Annotated in this window: 17 protein-coding genes; 13 read left to right on the forward strand and 4 right to left on the reverse strand. The window is 71.0% G+C overall.

Annotated elements, in window-relative coordinates:
- Positions 1-31: 31 nt before the first annotated feature.
- From uvrC to ACFC0Z_RS23490, 13 genes are all read left to right on the forward strand, one after another.
- Positions 32-2,035, forward strand: a complete 2,004-nt coding sequence (gene uvrC, locus ACFC0Z_RS23430; protein ID WP_376441177.1) for an excinuclease ABC subunit UvrC — start codon at positions 32-34, stop codon at positions 2,033-2,035.
- The gene (gene rapZ / locus ACFC0Z_RS23435) at positions 2,032-3,042 is read left to right on the forward strand and encodes an RNase adapter RapZ (protein ID WP_376441179.1); all 1,011 of its coding nucleotides are present in this window, start codon (positions 2,032-2,034) and stop codon (positions 3,040-3,042) included. The genes uvrC and rapZ overlap by 4 nt, the downstream gene beginning before the upstream one ends.
- Complete coding sequence (gene yvcK / locus ACFC0Z_RS23440) at positions 3,039-4,064, forward strand: uridine diphosphate-N-acetylglucosamine-binding protein YvcK (protein ID WP_376441182.1); 1,026 nt, start codon at positions 3,039-3,041, stop codon at positions 4,062-4,064. The genes rapZ and yvcK overlap by 4 nt, the downstream gene beginning before the upstream one ends.
- The gene (gene whiA, locus ACFC0Z_RS23445) at positions 4,055-5,044 is read left to right on the forward strand and encodes a DNA-binding protein WhiA (RefSeq protein ID WP_046911893.1); all 990 of its coding nucleotides are present in this window, start codon (positions 4,055-4,057) and stop codon (positions 5,042-5,044) included. Before yvcK ends, whiA begins: the two co-directional genes overlap by 10 nt.
- A gap of 194 nt (positions 5,045-5,238) precedes the next feature.
- A complete protein-coding gene (locus ACFC0Z_RS23450) occupies positions 5,239-8,196 on the forward strand; it encodes a M14 family zinc carboxypeptidase (protein ID WP_376441184.1) in 2,958 nt (985 codons plus the stop codon).
- Positions 8,197-8,414: 218 nt separating this feature from the next.
- Positions 8,415-9,425 carry a type I glyceraldehyde-3-phosphate dehydrogenase gene (gene gap, locus ACFC0Z_RS23455; protein WP_376441187.1) on the forward strand — a complete coding sequence of 337 codons (1,011 nt, stop codon included), beginning with the start codon at positions 8,415-8,417 and terminating at the stop codon, positions 9,423-9,425.
- Positions 9,426-9,533: 108 nt separating this feature from the next.
- Positions 9,534-10,745 (forward strand): phosphoglycerate kinase, encoded by a 1,212-nt coding sequence (locus tag ACFC0Z_RS23460; protein ID WP_376441190.1) that lies wholly within the window; start codon positions 9,534-9,536, stop codon positions 10,743-10,745.
- Positions 10,746-10,751: 6 nt separating this feature from the next.
- Positions 10,752-11,528: a triose-phosphate isomerase gene (gene tpiA / locus ACFC0Z_RS23465; protein ID WP_376441193.1), complete on the forward strand. Its 777-nt coding sequence runs from the start codon at positions 10,752-10,754 to the stop codon at positions 11,526-11,528.
- A gap of 109 nt (positions 11,529-11,637) precedes the next feature.
- Positions 11,638-11,868: a preprotein translocase subunit SecG gene (gene secG / locus ACFC0Z_RS23470; protein ID WP_030205174.1), complete on the forward strand. Its 231-nt coding sequence runs from the start codon at positions 11,638-11,640 to the stop codon at positions 11,866-11,868.
- 77 nt (positions 11,869-11,945) lie between these two features.
- Entirely contained in the window at positions 11,946-12,281 is a 336-nt protein-coding gene (locus ACFC0Z_RS23475; protein WP_309055485.1) for an RNA polymerase-binding protein RbpA, read from the forward strand.
- A gap of 178 nt (positions 12,282-12,459) precedes the next feature.
- Positions 12,460-14,115: a glucose-6-phosphate isomerase gene (gene pgi, locus ACFC0Z_RS23480; protein ID WP_376441321.1), complete on the forward strand. Its 1,656-nt coding sequence runs from the start codon at positions 12,460-12,462 to the stop codon at positions 14,113-14,115.
- A gap of 4 nt (positions 14,116-14,119) precedes the next feature.
- The gene (locus ACFC0Z_RS23485) at positions 14,120-14,620 is read left to right on the forward strand and encodes a PH domain-containing protein (protein ID WP_376441196.1); all 501 of its coding nucleotides are present in this window, start codon (positions 14,120-14,122) and stop codon (positions 14,618-14,620) included.
- Positions 14,617-16,173, forward strand: a complete 1,557-nt coding sequence (locus tag ACFC0Z_RS23490) for a PH domain-containing protein (protein WP_376441199.1) — start codon at positions 14,617-14,619, stop codon at positions 16,171-16,173. The genes ACFC0Z_RS23485 and ACFC0Z_RS23490 overlap by 4 nt, the downstream gene beginning before the upstream one ends.
- A gap of 22 nt (positions 16,174-16,195) precedes the next feature.
- Here the strand turns inward: ACFC0Z_RS23490 and pgl are convergent, their stop codons facing one another.
- The 4 genes from pgl to tal are packed head-to-tail and all read right to left on the reverse strand — an operon-like array spanning position 16,196 to position 20,704.
- Complete coding sequence (pgl, locus tag ACFC0Z_RS23495; RefSeq protein WP_376441202.1) at positions 16,196-16,966, reverse strand: 6-phosphogluconolactonase; 771 nt, start codon at positions 16,964-16,966, stop codon at positions 16,196-16,198.
- Positions 16,963-18,051 carry a glucose-6-phosphate dehydrogenase assembly protein OpcA gene (opcA, locus tag ACFC0Z_RS23500; RefSeq protein ID WP_376441205.1) on the reverse strand — a complete coding sequence of 363 codons (1,089 nt, stop codon included), beginning with the start codon at positions 18,049-18,051 and terminating at the stop codon, positions 16,963-16,965. The genes pgl and opcA overlap by 4 nt, the downstream gene beginning before the upstream one ends.
- Positions 18,048-19,580 (reverse strand): glucose-6-phosphate dehydrogenase, encoded by a 1,533-nt coding sequence (zwf, locus tag ACFC0Z_RS23505; RefSeq protein ID WP_376441207.1) that lies wholly within the window; start codon positions 19,578-19,580, stop codon positions 18,048-18,050. Before zwf ends, opcA begins: the two co-directional genes overlap by 4 nt.
- A gap of 5 nt (positions 19,581-19,585) precedes the next feature.
- Positions 19,586-20,704 (reverse strand): transaldolase, encoded by a 1,119-nt coding sequence (gene tal / locus ACFC0Z_RS23510; RefSeq protein ID WP_376441210.1) that lies wholly within the window; start codon positions 20,702-20,704, stop codon positions 19,586-19,588.
- Between the last annotated feature and the right edge of the window lie 15 nt (positions 20,705-20,719).

Genomic DNA, 20,719 nt, shown 5'->3' on the forward strand with positions numbered 1-20,719 from the left:
GGTGTCAGTCCCCGCCAGTAGGGTGGGGAGCATGGCAGACCCCTCCAGCTACCGCCCCAAGCCGGGGCAGATCCCCGACTCCCCGGGGGTCTACAAGTTCCGCGACGAGCACCGCCGGGTGATCTACGTGGGGAAGGCGAAGTCCCTGCGTCAGCGGCTGGCGAACTACTTCCAGCCGATCGTCAGCCTGCACCCGCGCACGGCCACCATGGTGACCACCGCCGCCTCCGTGGAATGGACCGTCGTCTCGACCGAGGTCGAGGCCCTTCAGCTGGAGTACTCCTGGATCAAGGAGTACGACCCCCGGTTCAACGTCAAGTACCGGGACGACAAGAGCTATCCGTACCTCGCGGTCACGCTCAACGAGGAGTTCCCGCGCGTCCAGGTCCTGCGGGGCCACAAGAAGAAGGGCGTGCGCTACTTCGGGCCGTACGCGCACGCGTGGGCGATCCGCGAGACCGTCGACCTGATGCTGCGGGTCTTCCCCGTGCGGACCTGCTCGGCGGGCGTCTTCCGGAACGCGGCCTCGGCCGGCCGCCCCTGTCTCCTCGGCTACATCGGCAAGTGCTCGGCGCCTTGCGTGGGCCGGGTCACGCCCGAGGAGCATCACGAACTGGCCGAGGAGTTCTGCGACTTCATGGCCGGCCGCACCGGCACGTACATCCGCAGGCTCGAGAAGCAGATGATGATCGCGGCCGAGGACATGGAGTACGAGAAGGCCGCCCGGCTCCGCGACGACATAGAGGCCCTGCGGCGCGCCATGGAGAAGAGCGCGGTCGTCCTCGCCGACGCCACCGACGCCGACCTCATCGCCCTCGCTGAGGACGAGCTGGAGGCCGCCGTCCAGATCTTCCACGTGCGCGGCGGACGCGTGCGCGGCCAGCGGGGCTGGGTCACCGACAAGGTCGAGGCCGTGGACACGGCCGGGCTCGTCGAGCACGCGATCCAGCAGCTGTACGGCGAGGAGAGCGGCGACACCGTCCCCAAGGAGGTCCTGGTCCCGGCGCTCCCGGAGGACGTCGACGCGGTCACCGCCTGGCTCTCCGGCCGCCGCGGGTCGAACGTCTCGCTGCGGGTCCCGCAGCGCGGCGACAAGAAGGACCTGATGACGACGGTCGCGCGGAACGCGCAGCAGGCGCTCGTCCTCCACAAGACGAAGCGCGCGAGCGACCTGACGACCCGCTCCCGGGCCCTTGAGGAGATCGCCGAGGCCCTGGACCTGGACGCGGCGCCGCTGCGGATCGAGTGCTTCGACATCTCGCACCTCCAGGGCGAGGACGTCGTGGCCTCGATGGTCGTCTTCGAGGACGGGCTGCCCCGCAAGAGCGAGTACCGCCGTTTCCAGATCAAGTCCTTCGAGGGCCAGGACGACGTCCGGTCCATGCACGAGGTGATCAGCCGCCGCTTCAAGCGCTACCTCGCCGAGAAGGAGAAGACGGGGGAGTGGGGCGACGGGGAGAGCCCCGACACGCCCGGGGGCTCCGTCGCCGCCGACACGCCCGAGGACGACGGCCGGCCCAAGCGGTTCGCGTACCCGCCGCAGCTCGTCGTGGTCGACGGCGGGCAGCCGCAGGTCGCGGCGGCCCGGCGGGCCCTGGACGAGCTCGGCATCGACGACGTCGCCGTCTGCGGCCTCGCCAAGCGTCTGGAGGAGGTCTGGCTGCCCGGGGACGACGACCCGGTGGTGCTGCCCCGCTCCAGCGAGGGGCTCTATCTCCTCCAGCGGGTGCGTGACACGGCTCACGACTTCGCCATCCGCTACCAGCGCTCCAAGCGGACGAAACGCATCCGGACCAGCCCTCTCGACGCGGTCCCGGGCCTCGGTGAGACCCGGAAGCAGTCCTTGATCAAGCATTTCGGCTCGGTGAAGCGGCTCCGACAGGCGACAATCGAGCAGATCTGCGAGGTTCCGGGCATGGGCCGGAAGACCGCGGAGGCGGTCGTCGTGGCCCTCGCCCAGGCGGCCCCGGCGGCGCCCGCCGTGAACACGGCGACAGGAGAGATCATGGAAGACGACGGGGGCGGCACGGCATGACCGGGTACGGACAGCAGGACGATCAGCAAGACCAGCAAGACCAGCAGGACCGGCACGACCAGCGCGACGAGCACGACCGAGAAGACGGAGCACGACACGTGAGTACGGGCACCAAGGAGACCCCCGGCGACGACGGCGCCGAGGCGGCCATCCCCGAGCTGGTGATCATCTCCGGCATGTCCGGAGCCGGCCGTTCCACCGCGGCGAAGTGTCTGGAGGACCTCGGCTGGTTCGTCGTGGACAACCTGCCGCCCGCGCTGATCCCCACCATGGTGGAGCTCGGCGCCCGCTCCCAGGGCAACGTGGCCCGGATCGCGGTCGTCGTCGACGTCCGCGGCCGGCAGTTCTTCGACAACCTCAGGGAGTCCCTCGCCGACCTGGACGCCAAGCAGGTCACCCGCCGGATCGTCTTCCTGGAGTCCTCCGACGAGGCCCTCGTCCGGCGCTTCGAGTCGGTCCGCAGACCGCACCCGCTCCAGGGCGACGGCCGGATCACCGACGGCATCGCCGCCGAGCGCGACCTCCTGCGCGAGCTGCGCGGCGACGCCGACCTCGTGATCGACACCTCCAGCCTCAACGTCCACGAGCTGCGCGCCAAGATGGACGCCCAGTTCGCCGGCGAGGAGGAGCCCGAGCTGCGGGCCACCGTCATGTCCTTCGGCTTCAAGTACGGCCTGCCGGTCGACGCCGACCTCGTCGTCGACATGCGCTTCCTGCCGAACCCGCACTGGGTCCCCGAGCTGCGCCCCTTCACCGGCCTCAACGAGGAGGTGTCGAACTACGTCTACAACCAGCCCGGCGCCAAGGAGTTCCTCGACCGCTACACGGAGCTCCTCCAGCTGATCGCCGCGGGCTACCGTCGCGAGGGCAAGCGGTACGTGACCATCGCCGTGGGCTGCACCGGCGGCAAGCACCGCTCCGTGGCCACCGCCGAGCGGCTCGCCGCCCGTATCGCCGCCGAAGGGGTCGAGACCGTCGTCGTGCACCGGGACATGGGGCGAGAGTGAAGCCGTACCGTCGTCGCGCCTCCACCCTGACGGGGCGGCGCACGCTCCGCAGGAGGGGCGCCCAGCCCAAGGTCGTCGCCCTCGGCGGCGGCATGGGCCTCTCGGCGTCCCTCGCCGCGCTCCGGCGGATCACCGGCGACCTGACGGCCGTCGTCACGGTCGCCGACGACGGGGGCTCCAGCGGCCGGCTCCGGGAGGAGCTCGGCGTGCTGCCCCCCGGTGACCTGCGCAAGGCGCTCGCCGCGCTCTGCGGCGACGACGACTGGGGCCAGACCTGGGCCCGGGTGATCCAGCACCGCTTCCAGTCCAAGGGCGAGATCAACGGCCACGCCGTGGGCAACCTGCTGATCGTCGCCCTCTGGGAGCAGCTCGGCGACCCCGTGCAGGCCCTGGACCTGGTGGGCCGGCTGCTCGGCGCGCAGGGGCGGGTGCTGCCCATGTCCGCCGTGCCGCTGGAGCTCCAGGCCCTGGTCAAGGGCCACGACCCGGAGCGGCCCGACGACGTGGACACGGTCCGCGGACAGGCGACGGTGGCGCTCACCCCCGGCGAGGTGCACTCCGTGCACCTGGTCCCGCACGACCCGCCGGCGGTGCCGGAGGCCGTCGAGGCGGTCCTCGACGCGGACTGGGTGGTCGTGGGTCCCGGCTCGTGGTTCTCCTCGGTGATCCCGCACCTTCTCGTCCCCGAGATCCTGGACGCCCTGGTCGAGACCAAGGCCCGGAAAGTGCTCTCCCTGAACCTCGCGCCCCAGCCCGGAGAAACCGAGGGCTTCTCTCCGCAGCGTCATTTGGAGGTTTTGGGACGACACGCCCCTAAACTCGCCCTGGACGTGGTGCTCGCCGACGAGGCCGCCGTGCCCGATCGCGAGTCCCTCGCCGATGCCGCCAAGCGGCTCGGTGCCGCGGTCGAGCTGGCGCCGGTGGCCGGGCCCGACGGCTCCGCGAAGCATGACCCGGAGCTGTTGGCTGCCGCGTACGACCGTATTTTTCGGATGCATGGAAGGATCGGCCCATGGCGATGACGGCAGCGGTGAAGGACGAGATCTCCCGGCTTCCCGTCACCCGGACCTGCTGCAGGAAGGCAGAGGTCTCGTCGATCCTGCGGTTCGCGGGCGGGCTGCACCTGGTGAGCGGACGCATCGTGATCGAGGCGGAACTCGACACGGCGATGGCGGCGCGCCGCCTGAAGCGGGACATTCTGGAGATTTTCGGACACAGCTCCGAACTGATCGTGATGGCACCCGGCGGACTGCGGCGCGGCTCGCGCTTCGTCGTGCGGGTGGTGGCGGGCGGCGACCAGCTGGCCCGTCAGACGGGGCTCGTGGACGGCCGAGGCCGCCCCATCCGGGGTCTTCCCCCGCAGGTGGTCTCCGGTGCGACCTGTGACGCGGAGGCGGCCTGGCGTGGAGCCTTCCTCGCCCACGGCTCGCTGACCGAGCCCGGCCGGTCCTCCTCCCTGGAGGTGACCTGCCCCGGTCCCGAGGCGGCCCTCGCCCTGGTCGGCGCGGCCCGCAGGCTCTCCATCGCGGCGAAGGCCCGCGAGGTGCGCGGCGTGGACCGGGTCGTCGTCCGCGACGGCGACGCCATCGGCGCCCTGCTGACCCGGCTCGGCGCGCACGAGTCGGTGCTCGCCTGGGAGGAGCGGCGGATGCGGCGCGAGGTCCGCGCCACCGCCAACCGCCTGGCCAACTTCGACGACGCCAACCTGCGCCGCTCGGCCCGTGCCGCCGTCGCCGCCGGAGCCCGGGTGCAGCGCGCCCTGGAGATCCTCGCCGACGAGGTGCCCGAGCACCTCGCCGCCGCGGGCCGGCTCCGCATGGAGCACAAGCAGGCCTCCCTGGAGGAGCTGGGCGCGCTCGCCGACCCGCCGCTGACGAAGGACGCGGTGGCCGGCCGGATCCGCCGTCTGCTCGCCATGGCCGACAAGCGGGCGCAGGACCTGGGCATCCCCGGGACCGAGTCCAACCTGACCGAGGAGCTCGACGACAGCCTGGTCGGCTGACCCGGTCCGTCGCGCCGCCCCCCCGGGCGCCCGTCGACGGAATCCCGAACTCCGGGCCGCCGGTGCCTTTCTGAGGCGCCGGCGGCTTCGTCGTACACCCGTACGCCATCCGCGAGGCGCCCTTGACAGCCCCATGGGCCCCCACGAGCCTGGCGTCTGTTCTCTTCCGTGGCAGACGACAGCAAGGGGGGCACATGAGACGCAGAGCGAGTTCGATCCTCGCCGCGGCTTCACTGGTGATCGCGGGTCTGGCGGCGGCACCCGGCGTCGGGGCGCAGCCCGACCCCACCGGGGGCGACTACGAGCACCTTTCCGTGTGGCGGGCGACGGTCACCAAGGAGCAGGTCCCGCTGCTCCTCGAAGCGGGCGCCGACGCCCACGAGATGACCGAACAGGTGCCCGCGAAGGGCTCCGCCACCGTCGAGCTCTTCCTCACCGGGCGGCAGGCGGGGCAGCTGCGCGGCCGGGGCGTCCAGCTCGCCGAGCACCAGCTCACCGACGGGGCCGAGCGGCGGGTCGCCGCCGCGGGGGACGGCGTCTTCCGCCCGTACGGCGGCCCGAACGGCCTCAAGCAGGAGGTCCTCGACACCGCGCGGGCCAACCCCGGCCTCACCAAGGTCGTGTCGATCGGCAAGACCCTCAAGGGGCAGGACATCCTCGCCCTCAAGGTCAGCAAGGGCGCCCAGCGGACCAAGGACGGCTCCAAGCCCGCCACGCTGTACCTGTCGAACCAGCACGCGCGCGAGTGGATCACCCCCGAGATGACCCGGCGGCTGCTCCACCACTACCTCGACAGCTACGGCAAGGACGAGCGGATCACCCGCATCGTCGACTCCACCGAGCTGTGGTTCGTGCTCTCCGCCAACCCCGACGGCTACGACTTCACCCACGCCGACCCCGCCAACCGGCAGTGGCGCAAGAACCTCCACGACAACGACGGGGACGGCCGGATCACCGCCGGCGACGGCGTCGACCTCAACCGCAACTTCTCCTACAAGTGGGGCTACGACAACGAGGGTTCGTCGCCCGACCCGGCCGACGAGACCTTCCGCGGCACCGGCCCCATGTCGGAGCCCGAGACCAAGGCCCTCGACGCCCTCCAGAAGCGCATCGGCTTCTCGTACGGCGTCAACTACCACTCGGCCGCCCAGCTCCTGCTGTACGGGGTCGGCTGGCAGGTCGCCACCGACACGCCCGACGACATCGCCCTCAAGGCGCTCGCCGGCACTCCGCAGAACTCCGCCGTGCCCGGCTACCGGCCGCAGGTCTCCTCGGAGCTGTACATCACCAACGGCGAGGCCGACGGACACGCCGCCAACGTCAACGGCATGCAGATGTTCACCCCGGAGATGTCGACCTGCGCCACCGCCTCCCGGGTCGACCCGAACGACGCCTGGAACCCGGCCGACTGCGCCTCCGTCTTCACCTTCCCGGACGACGAGAAGCTGATCCAGGCCGAGTTCGCCAAGAACATCCCCTTCGCTCTCGCCGTCGCCGAGAGCGCCGCCCGCCCCGACCGGCCCGTCTCGCCCGTCGGCGCCGAGGCCGCCGCCCTCACCCCGAAGACCTTCACCACCTCCTACGCCCGCGGCGGAGACCAGGAGGTCGCGGTCACGGCGCGCAAGTCCCTGCGCGACAAGACCCTCACGTACCGGATCAACGGCGGCCGCCTCCACCGCGAGCGCCTCGACGCCTGGAAGGGCGGCGAGACCTACGGCGGCGAGGACAACCTGTACTACGACGAGTACCGCGCCGAGGTCGAGGGAGCCAGGCCGGGCGACTCCGTCGAGGTCCGCTTCACCGCCCGCACCCGCGAGGGCGCGGCGACCGCCTCCGCCCCCTTCACCTACACCGTCGCCGAGCGGCCCCGCGGCGACGTCCTCGTCCTCGCCGACGAGGGCGGCACCACGGCCGCGCGGCACACCGCCGCGTACGTGAAGGCGCTCGCCGACAACGGCAGGAAGGCCGTGGTCTGGGACGTCGCCACCCAGGGCACGCCCGACGCCCTCGGCGTCCTCTCCCACTTCCGCACCGTCGTCTGGTACACCGGCGCCGAGCAGCCCTCCGGGCCCACCCAGCTCGCCGTCCGCGCCTACCTCAACGAGGGCGGCAAGCTGATCAACGCGGGCGAGAAGTCCGGCGGACTCACCCGGGTCGGCCGGGCCGAGACCAACGACTTCGCCCAGTACTACCTCGGCGCCTACCACCGCGCCGCCCTCGGACAGCCGCCCGCCTTCGCCGGCGGCGGCGCCCTCGCGGGCGTCCGCGCGAGCCTCGGCGCCGCCGAAGGCAACCCGCTCGACAACGCCGGCGCGTACACCGTCACCTCCGACACCCTCACGCCGGACGCCTTCCCGCAGTTCGCGAGCAGCGCCTCCGCCGGCGACTATCCCGGCGTCCGCACCCCCTTCGAGCCCGCCGAGGGCACGACCTTCGCCGCCGTCCGGCACGCCGACAACACCTGGGCCCGGCTCGCCAGGACCGTCGACCTCACCGGCGTCACCGCCGCCGACCAGCCCCGGCTCGACTTCCAGGTCAGCTACGACACCGAGCCCGGCTACGACAACCTCGTCGTCGAGGCCCACACCGTCGGCCAGGACGACGACTGGACCACCCTGCCCGACCGGAACGGCTCCACCTCCACCGAGCCCCCGGCCGACTGCGGCGAGGGCTACTACCTGCGCGGCCACCCCTTCCTCACCCGGTACCTCACCCTCGGCGCCGACGGCTGCGCGCCCACCGGCACCACCGGCTCCTGGAACGCCTTCACCGGCCCCTCCAACGGCTGGCGGCAGGCCTCCGTCGACCTGAGCGCCTGGGCCGGCAAGCAGGTCGAGCTGTCGATCTCGTACGTCTCCGACCCCGGTACGGGCGAGATGGGCGCGTTCGTCGACGACACCCGGCTCGTCACCGCCTCCACCACCCAGGCGGAGGGCTTCGAGACCGGCCTCGGCCCCTGGACCACACCCGGCGCACCGGCCGGCAGTCCCGGCAACGCCGCGGACTGGGCGCGCTCCCCGGCGCTCTTCCACTCGCAGGCCGCCGTCACCACCGACGACACCGTCCTCCTCGGCTACGGCCTGGAGCACGTGCCCGCCGCGGCCGACCGGGCGAGGCTCGTCGGACGCGCCCTCGGGGTGCTCCGTCGCTGACGGAGAGTAATGGGGGCGAAGGTCCCACGGCGGCCCGTACCCCTTGGGGGGTATGGGCCGTCGGCCTTTTCCGTTCACTTTCCGGACGCGCGCGGTCGCGCTGGATGTCTCCCCCGGGCGCCTGGAGCGGTAGGGTCGTAAGCGGTCGGGGACATCCCAAAAATCAGATTTCTCGCCGGCGTCGAACACACCGGCGTAGCTAACGAGGAGATCGGTTCGTGACGATCCGCGTAGGCATCAACGGCTTTGGCCGCATCGGCCGGAACTACTTCCGAGCGCTCCTTGATCAGGGTGCTGACATCGAGATCGTTGCCGTTAACGACCTGGGTGACACCGCCACCACGGCCCACCTGCTGAAGTACGACACCATCCTGGGCCGCCTCAAGGCAGAGGTCACGCACACCGCCGACACCATCACGGTCGACGGCCACACCATCAAGGTGCTCTCCGAGCGCAACCCGTCCGACATCCCCTGGGGTGAGCTGGGCGTCGACATCGTCATCGAGTCGACCGGCATCTTCACCAAGAAGGCCGACGCCGAGAAGCACATCGCCGGTGGCGCGAAGAAGGTCCTCATCTCGGCTCCGGCCACCGACGAGGACATCACCATCGTCATGGGTGTCAACCAGGACAAGTACGACGCGGCCAACCACCACGTCATCTCCAACGCGTCCTGCACCACCAACTGTGTCGCCCCGATGGCGAAGGTTCTCGACGAGAACTTCGGCATCGTCAAGGGCCTCATGACCACGGTCCACGCGTACACCAACGACCAGCGCATCCTGGACTTCCCGCACAAGGACCTGCGCCGCGCCCGCGCCGCCGCGGAGAACATCATCCCGACCACGACCGGTGCCGCCAAGGCCACCGCCCTGGTCCTCCCGCAGCTCAAGGGCAAGCTCGACGGCATCGCGATGCGCGTCCCGGTCCCGACCGGCTCCGCCACCGACCTGGTCGTCACCCTCGACCGCGAGGTCACCAAGGACGAGGTCAACGCCGCCTTCAAGAAGGCCGCGGACGACGGCGCCCTCAAGGGCATCCTGTACTACACCGAGGACCCGATCGTCTCCTCGGACATCGTCAGCGACCCGGCGTCGTGTACTTTCGACTCCCTCATGACGATGGTCCAGGACGGCAAGACCGTCAAGATCCTGGGCTGGTACGACAATGAGTGGGGCTACTCCAACCGTCTCGTCGACCTCACGGTCTTCGTCGGTGGCCAGCTCTAAATAGACTTCAGGGCAGGCTTTCGATGTGAGCAGGGCTCGGGCAGCGCAACGCCGCGCTGTGCGGGCCCTGTTTGTGTGCTCCACCGCGTACCAAGGAGTCAGTGACAGATGAAGACGATCGACGAGCTTCTCGCCGAAGGCGTCTCCGGCAAGCGGGTGTTCGTCCGCGCCGACCTCAACGTGCCCCTCGACGGCACGGCCATCACCGACGACGGCCGCATCCGCGCCGTCGTCCCCACCGTGAAGGCGCTCGCCGACGCCGGCGCCCGCGTCGTGGTCGCCTCGCACCTGGGCCGCCCGAAGGGCGCCCCGGACCCGGCGTTCTCCCTCGCTCCCGCCGCCGCCCGCCTCGGCGAGCTGCTCGGCGCCGACGTGGCCTTCGCGACCGACACGGTCGGCGAGTCCGCCACCGCGACCGTCGCCGGCCTCGCCGACGGCCAGGTCGCCGTGATCGAGAACCTCCGCTTCAACGCCGGCGAGACCTCGAAGGACGACGCCGAGCGCGGCGCCTTCGCGGACCAGCTGGCCACCCTCGCCGACGTGTACGTCGGCGACGGCTTCGGCGCCGTGCACCGCAAGCACGCCTCGGTGTACGACCTGCCGGGCAAGCTCCCGCACGCCGCCGGCTACCTCATCGCCACCGAGGTCGGCGTCCTCAAGAAGCTCACCGAGGACGTCAAGCGGCCCTACACCGTGATCCTCGGCGGCGCCAAGGTCTCCGACAAGCTCGCCGTCATCGACGAGCTGCTCGGCAAGGCCGACCGTCTGCTGATCGGCGGCGGCATGGCGTACACCTTCCTCAAGGCCCAGGGCCACGAGGTCGGCATCTCCCTCCTCCAGGAGGACCAGATCCCGAAGGTGACGGAGTACATGGAGCGCGCCGCCGCGACCGGCGTCGAGCTGGTCCTCCCGGTCGACGTCCTCGTCTCCCGGGACTTCCCCGACCTGAAGACGAAGGCTCCGGCCGACTTCGAGACCGTCGACGCGGACAAGATCCCCGCGGACATGGAGGGCCTGGACATCGGCCCCAAGTCCCGGGAGCTCTTCGCCTCGAAGATCGCCGACGCCGAGACCGTCTTCTGGAACGGTCCGGTCGGCGTCGCCGAGCACCCCGACTACGCGGGCGGCACCGCCTCCGTCGCGCGGGCGCTGCTCAACTGCGACGGATTCACCGTGGTCGGCGGTGGCGACTCGGCCGCCGCCGTCCGCAACCTGGGCTTCGACGAGAATGCCTTCGGACACATTTCGACCGGCGGCGGCGCCTCCCTCGAGTACCTCGAGGGCAAGACGCTTCCCGGCCTCGCCGCACTGGAGGGCTGAACCCTTATGACCACCCGCACCCCGTTCATGGCCGGCAACTGGAAGATGAACCTCAACCACCTTGAGGCCATCGCGCACGTCCAGAAGCTCGCCTTCGCCCTGACGGACAAGGACTACGACGCCTGTGAGGTCGCCGTCCTCGTCCCCTTCACCGACCTCCGGTCCGTCCAGACCCTGGTCGACGGCGACAAGCTGAAGATCAAGTACGGCGCCCAGGACATCTCGGCACACGACTCCGGGGCCTACACCGGCGAGATCTCCGGCCTCATGCTGTCCAAGCTGAAGGCCGCCTACGTGGCCGTGGGCCACTCCGAGCGCCGCCAGTACCACGCCGAGAACGACGAGGTCTGCAACGCCAAGGTGAAGGCCGCCTTCAAGCACGGCGTCACCCCGATCCTCTGCGTCGGCGAGGGCCTGGACATCCGCAAGGCGGGCAACCAGGTCGAGTACACCCTCGCGCAGGTCGACGGCGGCCTGAAGGACATCCCGGCCGAGCAGGCCGAGACCATCGTGATCGCGTACGAGCCCGTCTGGGCGATCGGCACCGGCGAGGTCGCCACCCCCGAGGACGCGCAGGAGGTCTGCGGGGCGATCCGCGGCCGTCTCGCGGAGCTGTACTCGCAGGAGCTGGCCGACAAGGTCCGCATCCAGTACGGCGGCTCGGTCAAGGCCGGCAACGTCGCCGCGATCATGGCGCAGCCGGACGTCGACGGCGCCCTGGTGGGCGGCGCGGCGCTGGACGCCGACGAGTTCGTCAAGATCGTGCGCTTCCGCGACCAGTGACCTCACCGGTGAGTATGCGGTAGCGGAGTTACGTCGTACCCTTGCGGGGGTCGGGCAGGTGCCCGGCCCCCGTCCGTATAAGTCCGAGGAAGTTGGTCCAGCCGTGGTTATGGGGTTCTCGATCGCCCTGATCGTCTTCAGCGCGCTGCTGATGCTGCTCGTGCTGATGCACAAGGGGAAGGGCGGCGGCCTCTCCGACATGTTCGGTGGCGGCATGCAGTCGTCCGTCGGTGGCTCCTCGGTCGCCGAGCGCAACCTGGACCGGATCACCGTCGTGGTCGGTCTGCTCTGGTTCGCCTGCATTGTGGTACTCGGTCTGCTGATGAAGTTGGACGGGTAACTCCAATCACTGGACGCGCGTTGGGCCTTACGTAGACTGGGGCATCTTCGAGCACCATCACGCAGGGAGTTACGACCGTGGCAAGTGGCAACGCGATCCGGGGAAGCCGGGTCGGAGCGGGGCCGATGGGGGAGGCCGAGCGGGGCGAGTCGGCACCGCGCCTCCGCATCTCCTTCTGGTGCTCGAACGGGCACGAGACGCAGCCGAGCTTCGCCAGTGACGCGGCGGTCCCGGAGACCTGGGACTGCCCCCGTTGCGGATTCCCGGCAGGTCAGGACCGTGACAACCCGCCGGACCCGCCGCGCACGGAGCCGTACAAGACCCACCTCGCCTATGTGCGGGAGCGGCGCAGCGACGCGGACGGCGAGGCGATCCTCGCCGAGGCGCTCGCCAAGCTGCGGGGCGAGATCTGAGCATGGCGTGATGCAGTGATTCTTTGAAGACCCGACGAAGGGCCTTGGGCGCGAACTTCCGTTCGCGGCCAAGGCCCTTCGTCGCGTTCCGCTCGGCGTCGCGTCACCACCCTTCCGCATCAATTAGGTTGGAGGGGCAGCGGGGCAGACAAACGAGAAGAAATGGGCGATGTCCGATATGAATAACGAAGGCCGCACGAGGCTCAACCGACTGCCCGAGTGGGCGGCTCTCGGCAAGCACCGTGAGCAGCTGGGCGACACCCACCTGCGCGAGCTCTTCGCCGCCGAGCCGACGCGCGGCACCGACCTCACCCTGCGGGTCGGCGACCTCTACCTGGACTACTCCAAGCAGCTCGTCACCGGCGAGACGCTGAACCTGCTGCGCGAACTCGCCGCCGCCACCGGCGTGGCCGAGCTGCGCGACGCCATGTTCCGCGGCGAGAAGATCAACACCACCGAGGACCGTGCCGTCCTCCACACCGCGCTGCGCGCCCCCCGCGGGGCCGTCGTCGAGGTCGACGGAGAGAACGTCGTCCCCGGCGTCCACGCCGTCCTCGACAAGATGGCCGTCTTCGCCGACACCGTCCGCGCGGGCGAGTGGACCGGTCACACCGGCAAGCCGATCAAGAACATCGTGAACATCGGCATCGGCGGCTCCGACCTCGGCCCCGCCATGGCCTACGAGGTCCTGCGCTCCTTCACCCAGCGGGACCTGACGTTCCGTTTCGTCTCCAACGTGGACGGCGCCGACCTCCACGAGGCCGTCCGCGACCTCGACGCCGCCGAGACGCTCTTCATCGTCGCCTCGAAGACCTTCACCACCATCGAGACGATCACCAACGCCACCTCCGCCCGGAACTGGCTCCTCACCGAGCTGCGGGCCGGCCAGGACGCCGTCGCCAAGCACTTCGTCGCCCTCTCGACCAACGCCGAGAAGGTCGAGGAGTTCGGCATCGACACGGCGAACATGTTCGAGTTCTGGGACTGGGTCGGCGGCCGCTACTCGTACGACTCCGCCATCGGCCTCTCCCTCATGATCGCCATCGGCCCGGAGCGCTTCCGCGAGATGCTCGACGGCTTCCACCTCGTCGACGAGCACTTCCGCACCGCCCCGCCCGAGGAGAACGCGCCGCTGCTCCTCGGCCTCCTCGGCGTCTGGTACGGCGCGTTCTTCGACGCCCAGTCGCACGCCGTCCTGCCGTACTCCCACTACCTCTCCAAGTTCACCGCCTACCTCCAGCAGCTCGACATGGAGTCCAACGGCAAGTCGGTGGACCGCGACGGCAACCCCGTCGACTGGCAGACCGGACCCGTCGTCTGGGGCACCCCCGGCACCAACGGGCAGCACGCCTACTACCAGTTGATCCACCAGGGCACGAAGGTCATCCCCGCCGACTTCCTCGCCTTCGCGCGGCCCGTCGACGACCTGCTCCCCGGTCTCGTCGCCCAGCACGACCTGCTCATGGCGAACTTCTTCGCCCAGACCCAGGCGCTCGCCTTCGGCAAGACGCCCGAGGAGGTCAGGGCCGAGGGTGTCGCCGAGGAGCTCGTCCCGCACAAGACCTTCCAGGGCAACCACCCCACCACCACGATCCTGGCCGACGCGCTCACCCCGTCCGTCCTCGGCCAGCTGATCGCGCTCTACGAGCACAAGGTCTTCGTCCAGGGCGCGGTCTGGAACATCGACTCCTTCGACCAGTGGGGCGTCGAGCTCGGCAAGGTCCTCGCCAAGAAGATCGAGCCGGTCCTGACCGACGGCGAGGGCGGCGAGCGGCTCGACAGCTCCACCGCCGGACTCGTCTCCGCCTACCGCGCGCTGCGCGACCGGAGCTGATCGCATGACGGGGGAGAACGCGATACGGCTCCGGCCGCCGAGGAACGCCGTGGACGAGCGGGCCGTCGCCTGGTGGCGGAGCCAGCTCCTGGCGACCACCGCCGTGCCGGTGGTGGTCCTCGCCGTCCTCGGGGCGCTCATCGGGCCCGCCCGGTTCTGGCTGCTCCTCGCGGCCGGGTCCGTCGCGGCCCTGGGCCTCGCTTGTACCGCGTTCTTCCCCGCCTGGTGGTTCCGGGTGCACCGCTGGGAGACCACCGACGAGGCCGTCTACGTCCGCACCGGGGCCCTCTGGCAGGAGTGGCGGATCGCCCCGATGTCCCGTATCCAGACCGTCGACACCGTGCGCGGCCCGCTGGAGCAGTACTTCAAGCTGGCCACGGTCACCGTCACCACCGCCTCCTCCAAGGGTGCCATCCGGATCGAGGGCCTCGACCACGAGCTGGCCGCGAGCCTCGCCGAGCGGCTCACCGCCCTCACCCAGGCCACCCCCGGGGACGCCACGTGAACCCCGGCGCCCCCGACGACGACGAGGAATGGCGGCGGCTCGACCGCCGCACGCTCCTCGCCACCCTCGCGGTCCTCTGCGGGGTCGCGAGCGGCGCGGGACTCTCCGCGACGCTCGCGCTCGCCGGAAGCAGGCCGCTCTGGCAGGCCCTGTCCTGGGTCCTCGCCGGAGCGCTGCTCCTCCTCGTCGGCGGCACCGCCGCGGACTACGTCCGCTGGCGCCGCACCCGCTACCGCGTCGGCCCCGAGCGGGTCGAACTCCACACCGGCCTCCTCCTGCTCAAGCGCCGCTCCCTGGCCCGCGAGCGCATCCGCAGCGTCGACCTCAGTGCCAACCTCCTCCAGCGCGTCCTGGGCCTCGTCAAGGTCCGCATCGGCAGCGGCGAGCACAGCGGAGCGGGGGAGTCCACCCTCGAACTCGATCTGGTGAACCGGGCGGAGGGCGAGCGCCTGCGTCAGGAGCTCCTCGCCCGCACCGCGACCGCCCCCGAGGACCCCCGCCACGACGGGGCCCTCGCCACGCTCGACCCGCGCTGGATCCGCTACGCCCCGGTCTCCTTCGTCGCCCCCGCCCTCGGCGGCGCGGCGGCCGGAGCCGTCATGCAGGTCAGCGAGTGGTTCGGCGCCCAGGGCAAGGTCATCGACTGGATAGGGGACCGCTTCCAGGAGGTCTCCGTCACCTGGATCGTCATCGACCTGGTCCTCCTCGTCACCCTCGTGGGAGCCGTGGGCGCCCTCGGGCTCTGGGTCGAGATGTGGTGGAACTACCGCCTGGAGCGCGAGCCCGGCGGCACCCTGCGCGTCTCCCGGGGCCTCTTCACCGCCCGCTCCGTCTCCATGGAGGAGCGGCGGCTGCGCGGGGTCGAGATCGTCGAGCCGCTCGGCGTCCGCATGTGCGGGGCCGCCCGCGTCGACGCCGTCGCCACCGGCCTCGTCCAGGACACCGACCAGAGGCACGCCGACCTCAAGACCCTCCTCCCGGCCGCCGAACGGGCCCGCGCCGACCAGGTCGCCGCCCAGGTCCTGCGCGAGCCGGAACCGCCCACCGGGACGCCGCTCGCCCCCCACCCCCGGGCCGCCCGCGCCCGCCGGATCCGCTGGGCCCTGTGGTCCGTGTCCGGCCCCGTCGTCCTCCTCGCGGGCCTCGGCCTCCTCCTCACCCCCGTCCTGCTGTACGTGGCGGCCGGCTGCGCCCTCGTCCTCACCCCGCTCGCCCTGCTCCTGGCCCTCGACGCCTACCGGAACCTCGGACACGCCGTCAACGGCGGCTATCTGGTGACCCGTTCGGGCGCGGTCCGGCGCGCCACGGTCGCCCTCCAGCGTTCCGGGGTCATCGGCTGGACGGTGAAGCAGTCGTACTTCCAGCGGCGCGCAGGGATCCTGACCCTCACCGCCACGACGGCCGCGGGCGAGGGCGCCTACTCCGTCCTCGACACGGGGGAGAGCGAGGGCCTGGCCTTCGCCGCCGAGGCGGTGCCCGACCTCCTGGGTCCCTTCCTGGAACCCGTACCCCTCCCCGTACACACGACGGAGGCCCGGCCCACCGACAGGTGAACCGGGCCTCCGGGAGACCGCGTCAGGCCGAGGCCGGCGGGTACAGCTCCCGCGGCAGCTCGGACGCGGCGGCCGCGTCGAGCAGCCACAGCGTGCGCGAGCGCCCGTAGGCACCGGCCGCCGGGGCCTGCACCTCGCCCGCGCCCGACAGGGCGACGGCCGCGGCCTTCGCCTTGTCCTCGCCGGCCGCGAGCAGCCACACCTCGTGCGCCGACCGGATCGCCGGAAGGGTCAGCGAGACCCGCAGCGGCGGCGGCTTCGGAGCGCCGTGCACCCCGACCACCGTCCGCTCGGTCTCCCGGACAGCCGGGAGCTCCGGGAAGAGCGAGGCCACGTGGGTGTCCGGGCCGACGCCCAGCATCAGCACGTCGAACTCCGGCACCGCGCCGTGCTCCGCCGCGGCGGCCAGCTCCTCCGCGTACGCGGCGGCGGCCGAGTCGACGTCGCCGTACGGCCCGTCCGACGCGGGCATCGCGTGCACCCGCGCCGGGTCGAGCGGCACCCGGTCGAGCAGCGCCTCGCGGGCCTGCGTCACGTTCCGCTCCGGGTCGCCCTCGGGCAGGAAGCGCTCGTCGCCCCACCACAGGTCGAGCCGCGACCAGTCGACCGCGTCCCGCGCGGGCGCCGAACCGAGCGCCGCGAGCAGGCCGTTGCCGTTGCGGCCGCCGGTCAGGACGATCGAGGCGGAGCCCCGGGTGGCCTGGGCGTCGACGATCCGGGTGATGAGCCGGGCCGCGGCGGCCTGGGCCATCAGCTCCTTGTCGCGGTGGACGACCAGCTGAGGGGTGCTCACTTGGCCGCCGCCTTCTTGGCCGGGGCCTTCTTCGCGGCGGGCTTGGCGGCGGGCTTCGCCGGAGCGGAGACCTCCGCCTCGGACACGGAGACCTCGGAGACGGAGACCTCGGCCGTCACGTCGACGACCGGCTCGGGCTCGGGGGCGACCGTCGCCGCCTCCTCGTCCAGCCGTTCGAGGCCGAACTTCAGCGCCGTCGCGTACGTGTCGTCCGGGTCGAGCCGGCGCAGCTCCTCCGCGATCAGCTCGGCCGTGTCGCGGCGCTTGAGCGCCACGCCCCGGTCCGGCTGCCCCTGGATGGAGAGCGTCGCGAGCGAGCCGTCGGGCCGGTCGAGCACGATCGGACCCGCGCTGGACTCCAGGCGTACGGAGGTGAGGCCCGGGCCCGCCGACGTCGTGCGCCGCACCGGCACCTTCAGCCGCTCGGCCAGCCACATCGCGAGCAGCTCGACGCTCGGGTTGAACTCCTCGCCCTCGACCTCGGCCGAGGTGACCTCGCACGCGACCTGGTCGAGCGCGGCGGCCAGCATCGAACGCCACGGGGTGATCCGGGTCCACGAGAGGTCCGTGTCGCCGGGAGTGTACGTGTCCGCCCGCGCCGTCAGCTCCTGGATGGGCTGCTCGGCGGAGTAGGTGTCGGTCACCCGGCGCTGGGCGAGCGCGCCCAGCGGGTCGTTCGCCGGGTCGGTCGGCGCGTTCACCGGCCACCAGACGACGACGGGGGCGTCCGGGAGGAGCAGCGGAAGGACCACCGACTGGGCGTGGTCGACGACCTCGCCGTACAGCCGGAGGACAACCGTTTCACCGGTGCTGGCGTCGGCGCCGAGGCGGACCTCGGCGTCGAGCCGTGCCTTCGCGCGGTCCCGCGGCGACCGCGAGACCCGCTTGATGACGACGAGGGTCCGCGAGGGGTGCTCGCGGGACGCCTCGTTGGCCGCCTTCAGCGCGTCGTAGGCGTTCTCCTCGTCGGTGACGATGACGAGGGTGAGCACCATGCCGACGGCCGGCGTGCCGATCGCCCGCCGCCCGAGCACCAGCGCCTTGTTGATCTTCGAGGACGTGGTGTCCGTCAGGTCGGTCTTCATGGCCGGCGCCAGCTCCTGCCGTCTCGTGCGAGCATCTCGTCCGCCTCGACCGGACCCCAGGTCCCGGACTGGTACTGCGCGGGCTTGCCGTGCGTGTCCCAGAACCGCTCGATCGGGTCGAGGATCTTCCAGGACAGCTCGACCTCCTCGACGCGCGGGAAGAGGTTCGAGTCGCCGAGCAGGACGTCGAGGATGAGCCGCTCGTACGCCTCGGGGCTGGACTCCGTGAAGGACTCGCCGTAGGCGAAGTCCATGGACACGTCCCGGATCTCCATCTGGGTGCCGGGCACCTTGGAGCCGAACCGCACCGTCACGCCCTCGTCCGGCTGGACCCGGATGACGATGGCGTTGCGGCCGAGTTCCTCGGTCGCGGTGTGGTCGAAGATGGAGTGCGGGGCGCGCTGGAAGACGACCGCGATCTCGGTGACGCGGCGCCCCAGGCGCTTGCCCGTGCGGAGATAGAAGGGGACGCCCGCCCAGCGGCGGTTGTCGATCTCCAGCTTCACTGCCGCGTAGGTGTCGGTCTTCGACTCGGGGTCGATGCCGTCTTCCTGGAGGTAGCCGACGGCCTTCTCGCCGCCCTGCCACCCGGCCGCGTACTGGCCGCGGACCGTGGACTTGCCCAGGTCCTTCGGGAGCTTCACCGCGCCGAGGACCTTGGTCTTCTCCGCGGCGAGGGCGTCGGCGTCGAAGGTCGCCGGCTCCTCCATCGCGGTCAGCGCGAGCAGCTGGAGCAGGTGGTTCTGGATGACGTCACGGGCGGCGCCGATGCCGTCGTAGTACCCCGCGCGGCCGCCGATGCCGATGTCCTCGGCCATGGTGATCTGGATGTGGTCGACGTACGACCGGTTCCAGATCGGCTCGAAGAGCGTGTTGGCGAAGCGGAGCGCCAGGATGTTCTGGACGGTCTCCTTGCCGAGGTAGTGGTCGATCCGGAAGACCTCGTTCGGCGGGAAGACCTCGTGGACGACCTCGTTGAGCTCCTTGGCGGAGGCCAGGTCGTGCCCGAAGGGCTTCTCGATGACCGCGCGGCGCCACGAGCCGTCCTTCTGGTCCGCCAGGCCGTGCTTCTTGAGCTGCTGGACGACCTTGGGGAAGAACTTCGGGGGTACCGAGAGGTAGAAGGCGAAGTTGCCGCCGGTGCCCTGCGCCTTGTCCAGCTCCTCGACGGTGTCCTTCAGCTGCTCGAAGGCCTCGTCGTCGTCGAAGTCGCCCTGGACGAACCGCATGCCCTGGATCAGCTGCTGCCACACCTCCTCACGGAACGGGGTGCGCGCGTGCTGCTTGACGGCCTCGTGGACCTCCTGCGCGAAGTCCTCGTCCTGCCACTCACGGCGGGCGAAGCCGATGAGCGAGAAGCCCGGCGGCAGCAGGCCGCGGTTGGCCAGGTCGTAGACGGCGGGCATCAACTTCTTACGGGACAAATCGCCCGTGACGCCGAAGATCACCAGGCCCGACGGCCCCGCGATGCGCGGGAGCCGTCGGTCGGCGGCGTCACGGAGCGGGTTGGCTCCGTCGACTGCGCTCAAAGTGCTTACGCCTCCGAAGGTGCGAGGCGCTGGAGCTCCGCCTCGGTGGACTTGAGCAGGTCGTTCCAGGACTGCTCGAACTTCTCGACGCCCTCGTCCTCGAGGAGCAGGACGACCTCGTCGTAGCTGATGCCCAGCTCCGCGATGGCCGCGAGCTCCGCGCGGGACTGGTCGTAGGTGCCGCGGACGGTGTCGCCGGAGACCTCGCCGTGGTCGGCGGTGGCCTCCAGGGTGGCCTCCGGCATGGTGTTGACCGTGCCGGGGGCGACCAGGTCCACGACGTACAGGGTGTCCTTGTACGCCGGGTCCTTGACGCCGGTCGAGGCCCACAGCGGACGCTGCTTGTTGGCCTGCGCCTTGTCGAGGGCGGCCCAGCGCTCGGAGGAGAAGATCTCTTCGTACGCCTCGTAGGCCAGACGGGCGTTGGCCAGGGCGGCCTTGCCCTTGAGGGCCTTGGCGGCGTCGGTGCCGATGCCGTCCAGGCGCTTGTCGATCTCCGAGTCCACGCGGGACACGAAGAAGGAGGCCACCGAGTGGATCTTCGAGAGGTCGAGGCCGCGCTCGCGGGCCTTCTCCAGACCCGCCAGGTAGGCGTCCATGACCGCGCGGTAGCGCTCCAGCGAGAAGATCAGCGTCACGTTCACGCTGATGCCGAGGCCGATGACCTCGGTGATCGCCGGCAGACCCGCCTTGGTGGCCGGGATCTTGATGAGCGTGTTCGGGCGGTCCACCAGCCAGGCGAGCTGCTTGGCCTCGGCGACCGTGGCGACCGTCTCGTGGGCGAGACGCGGGTCGACCTCGATGGAGACCCGGCCGTCCTGGCCCTCGGTCGCGTCGAAGACCGGGCGCAGGATGTCGGCGGCGTCGCGGACGTCCGCCGTCGTGATCATGCGGATGGCCTCGTCGACCGTCACCTTGCGGGCGGCCAGGTCGGCGAGCTGCTGCTCGTACCCGTCGCCCGAGGAGATGGCCTTCTGGAAGATCGAGGGGTTCGTGGTCACACCGACCACATGGCTCTGGTCGATGAGCTCGGCCAGGTTGCCGGACGTGATCCGCTTGCGCGAGAGGTCGTCCAGCCAGATCGCGACGCCTTCGTCGGAGAGGCGCTTGAGAGCGTCTGTCATGAGAGTTGCATCTCC

This window comes from Streptomyces sp. NPDC056144, from assembly GCF_042264145.1.
GTDB lineage: Bacteria > Actinomycetota > Actinomycetes > Streptomycetales > Streptomycetaceae > Streptomyces.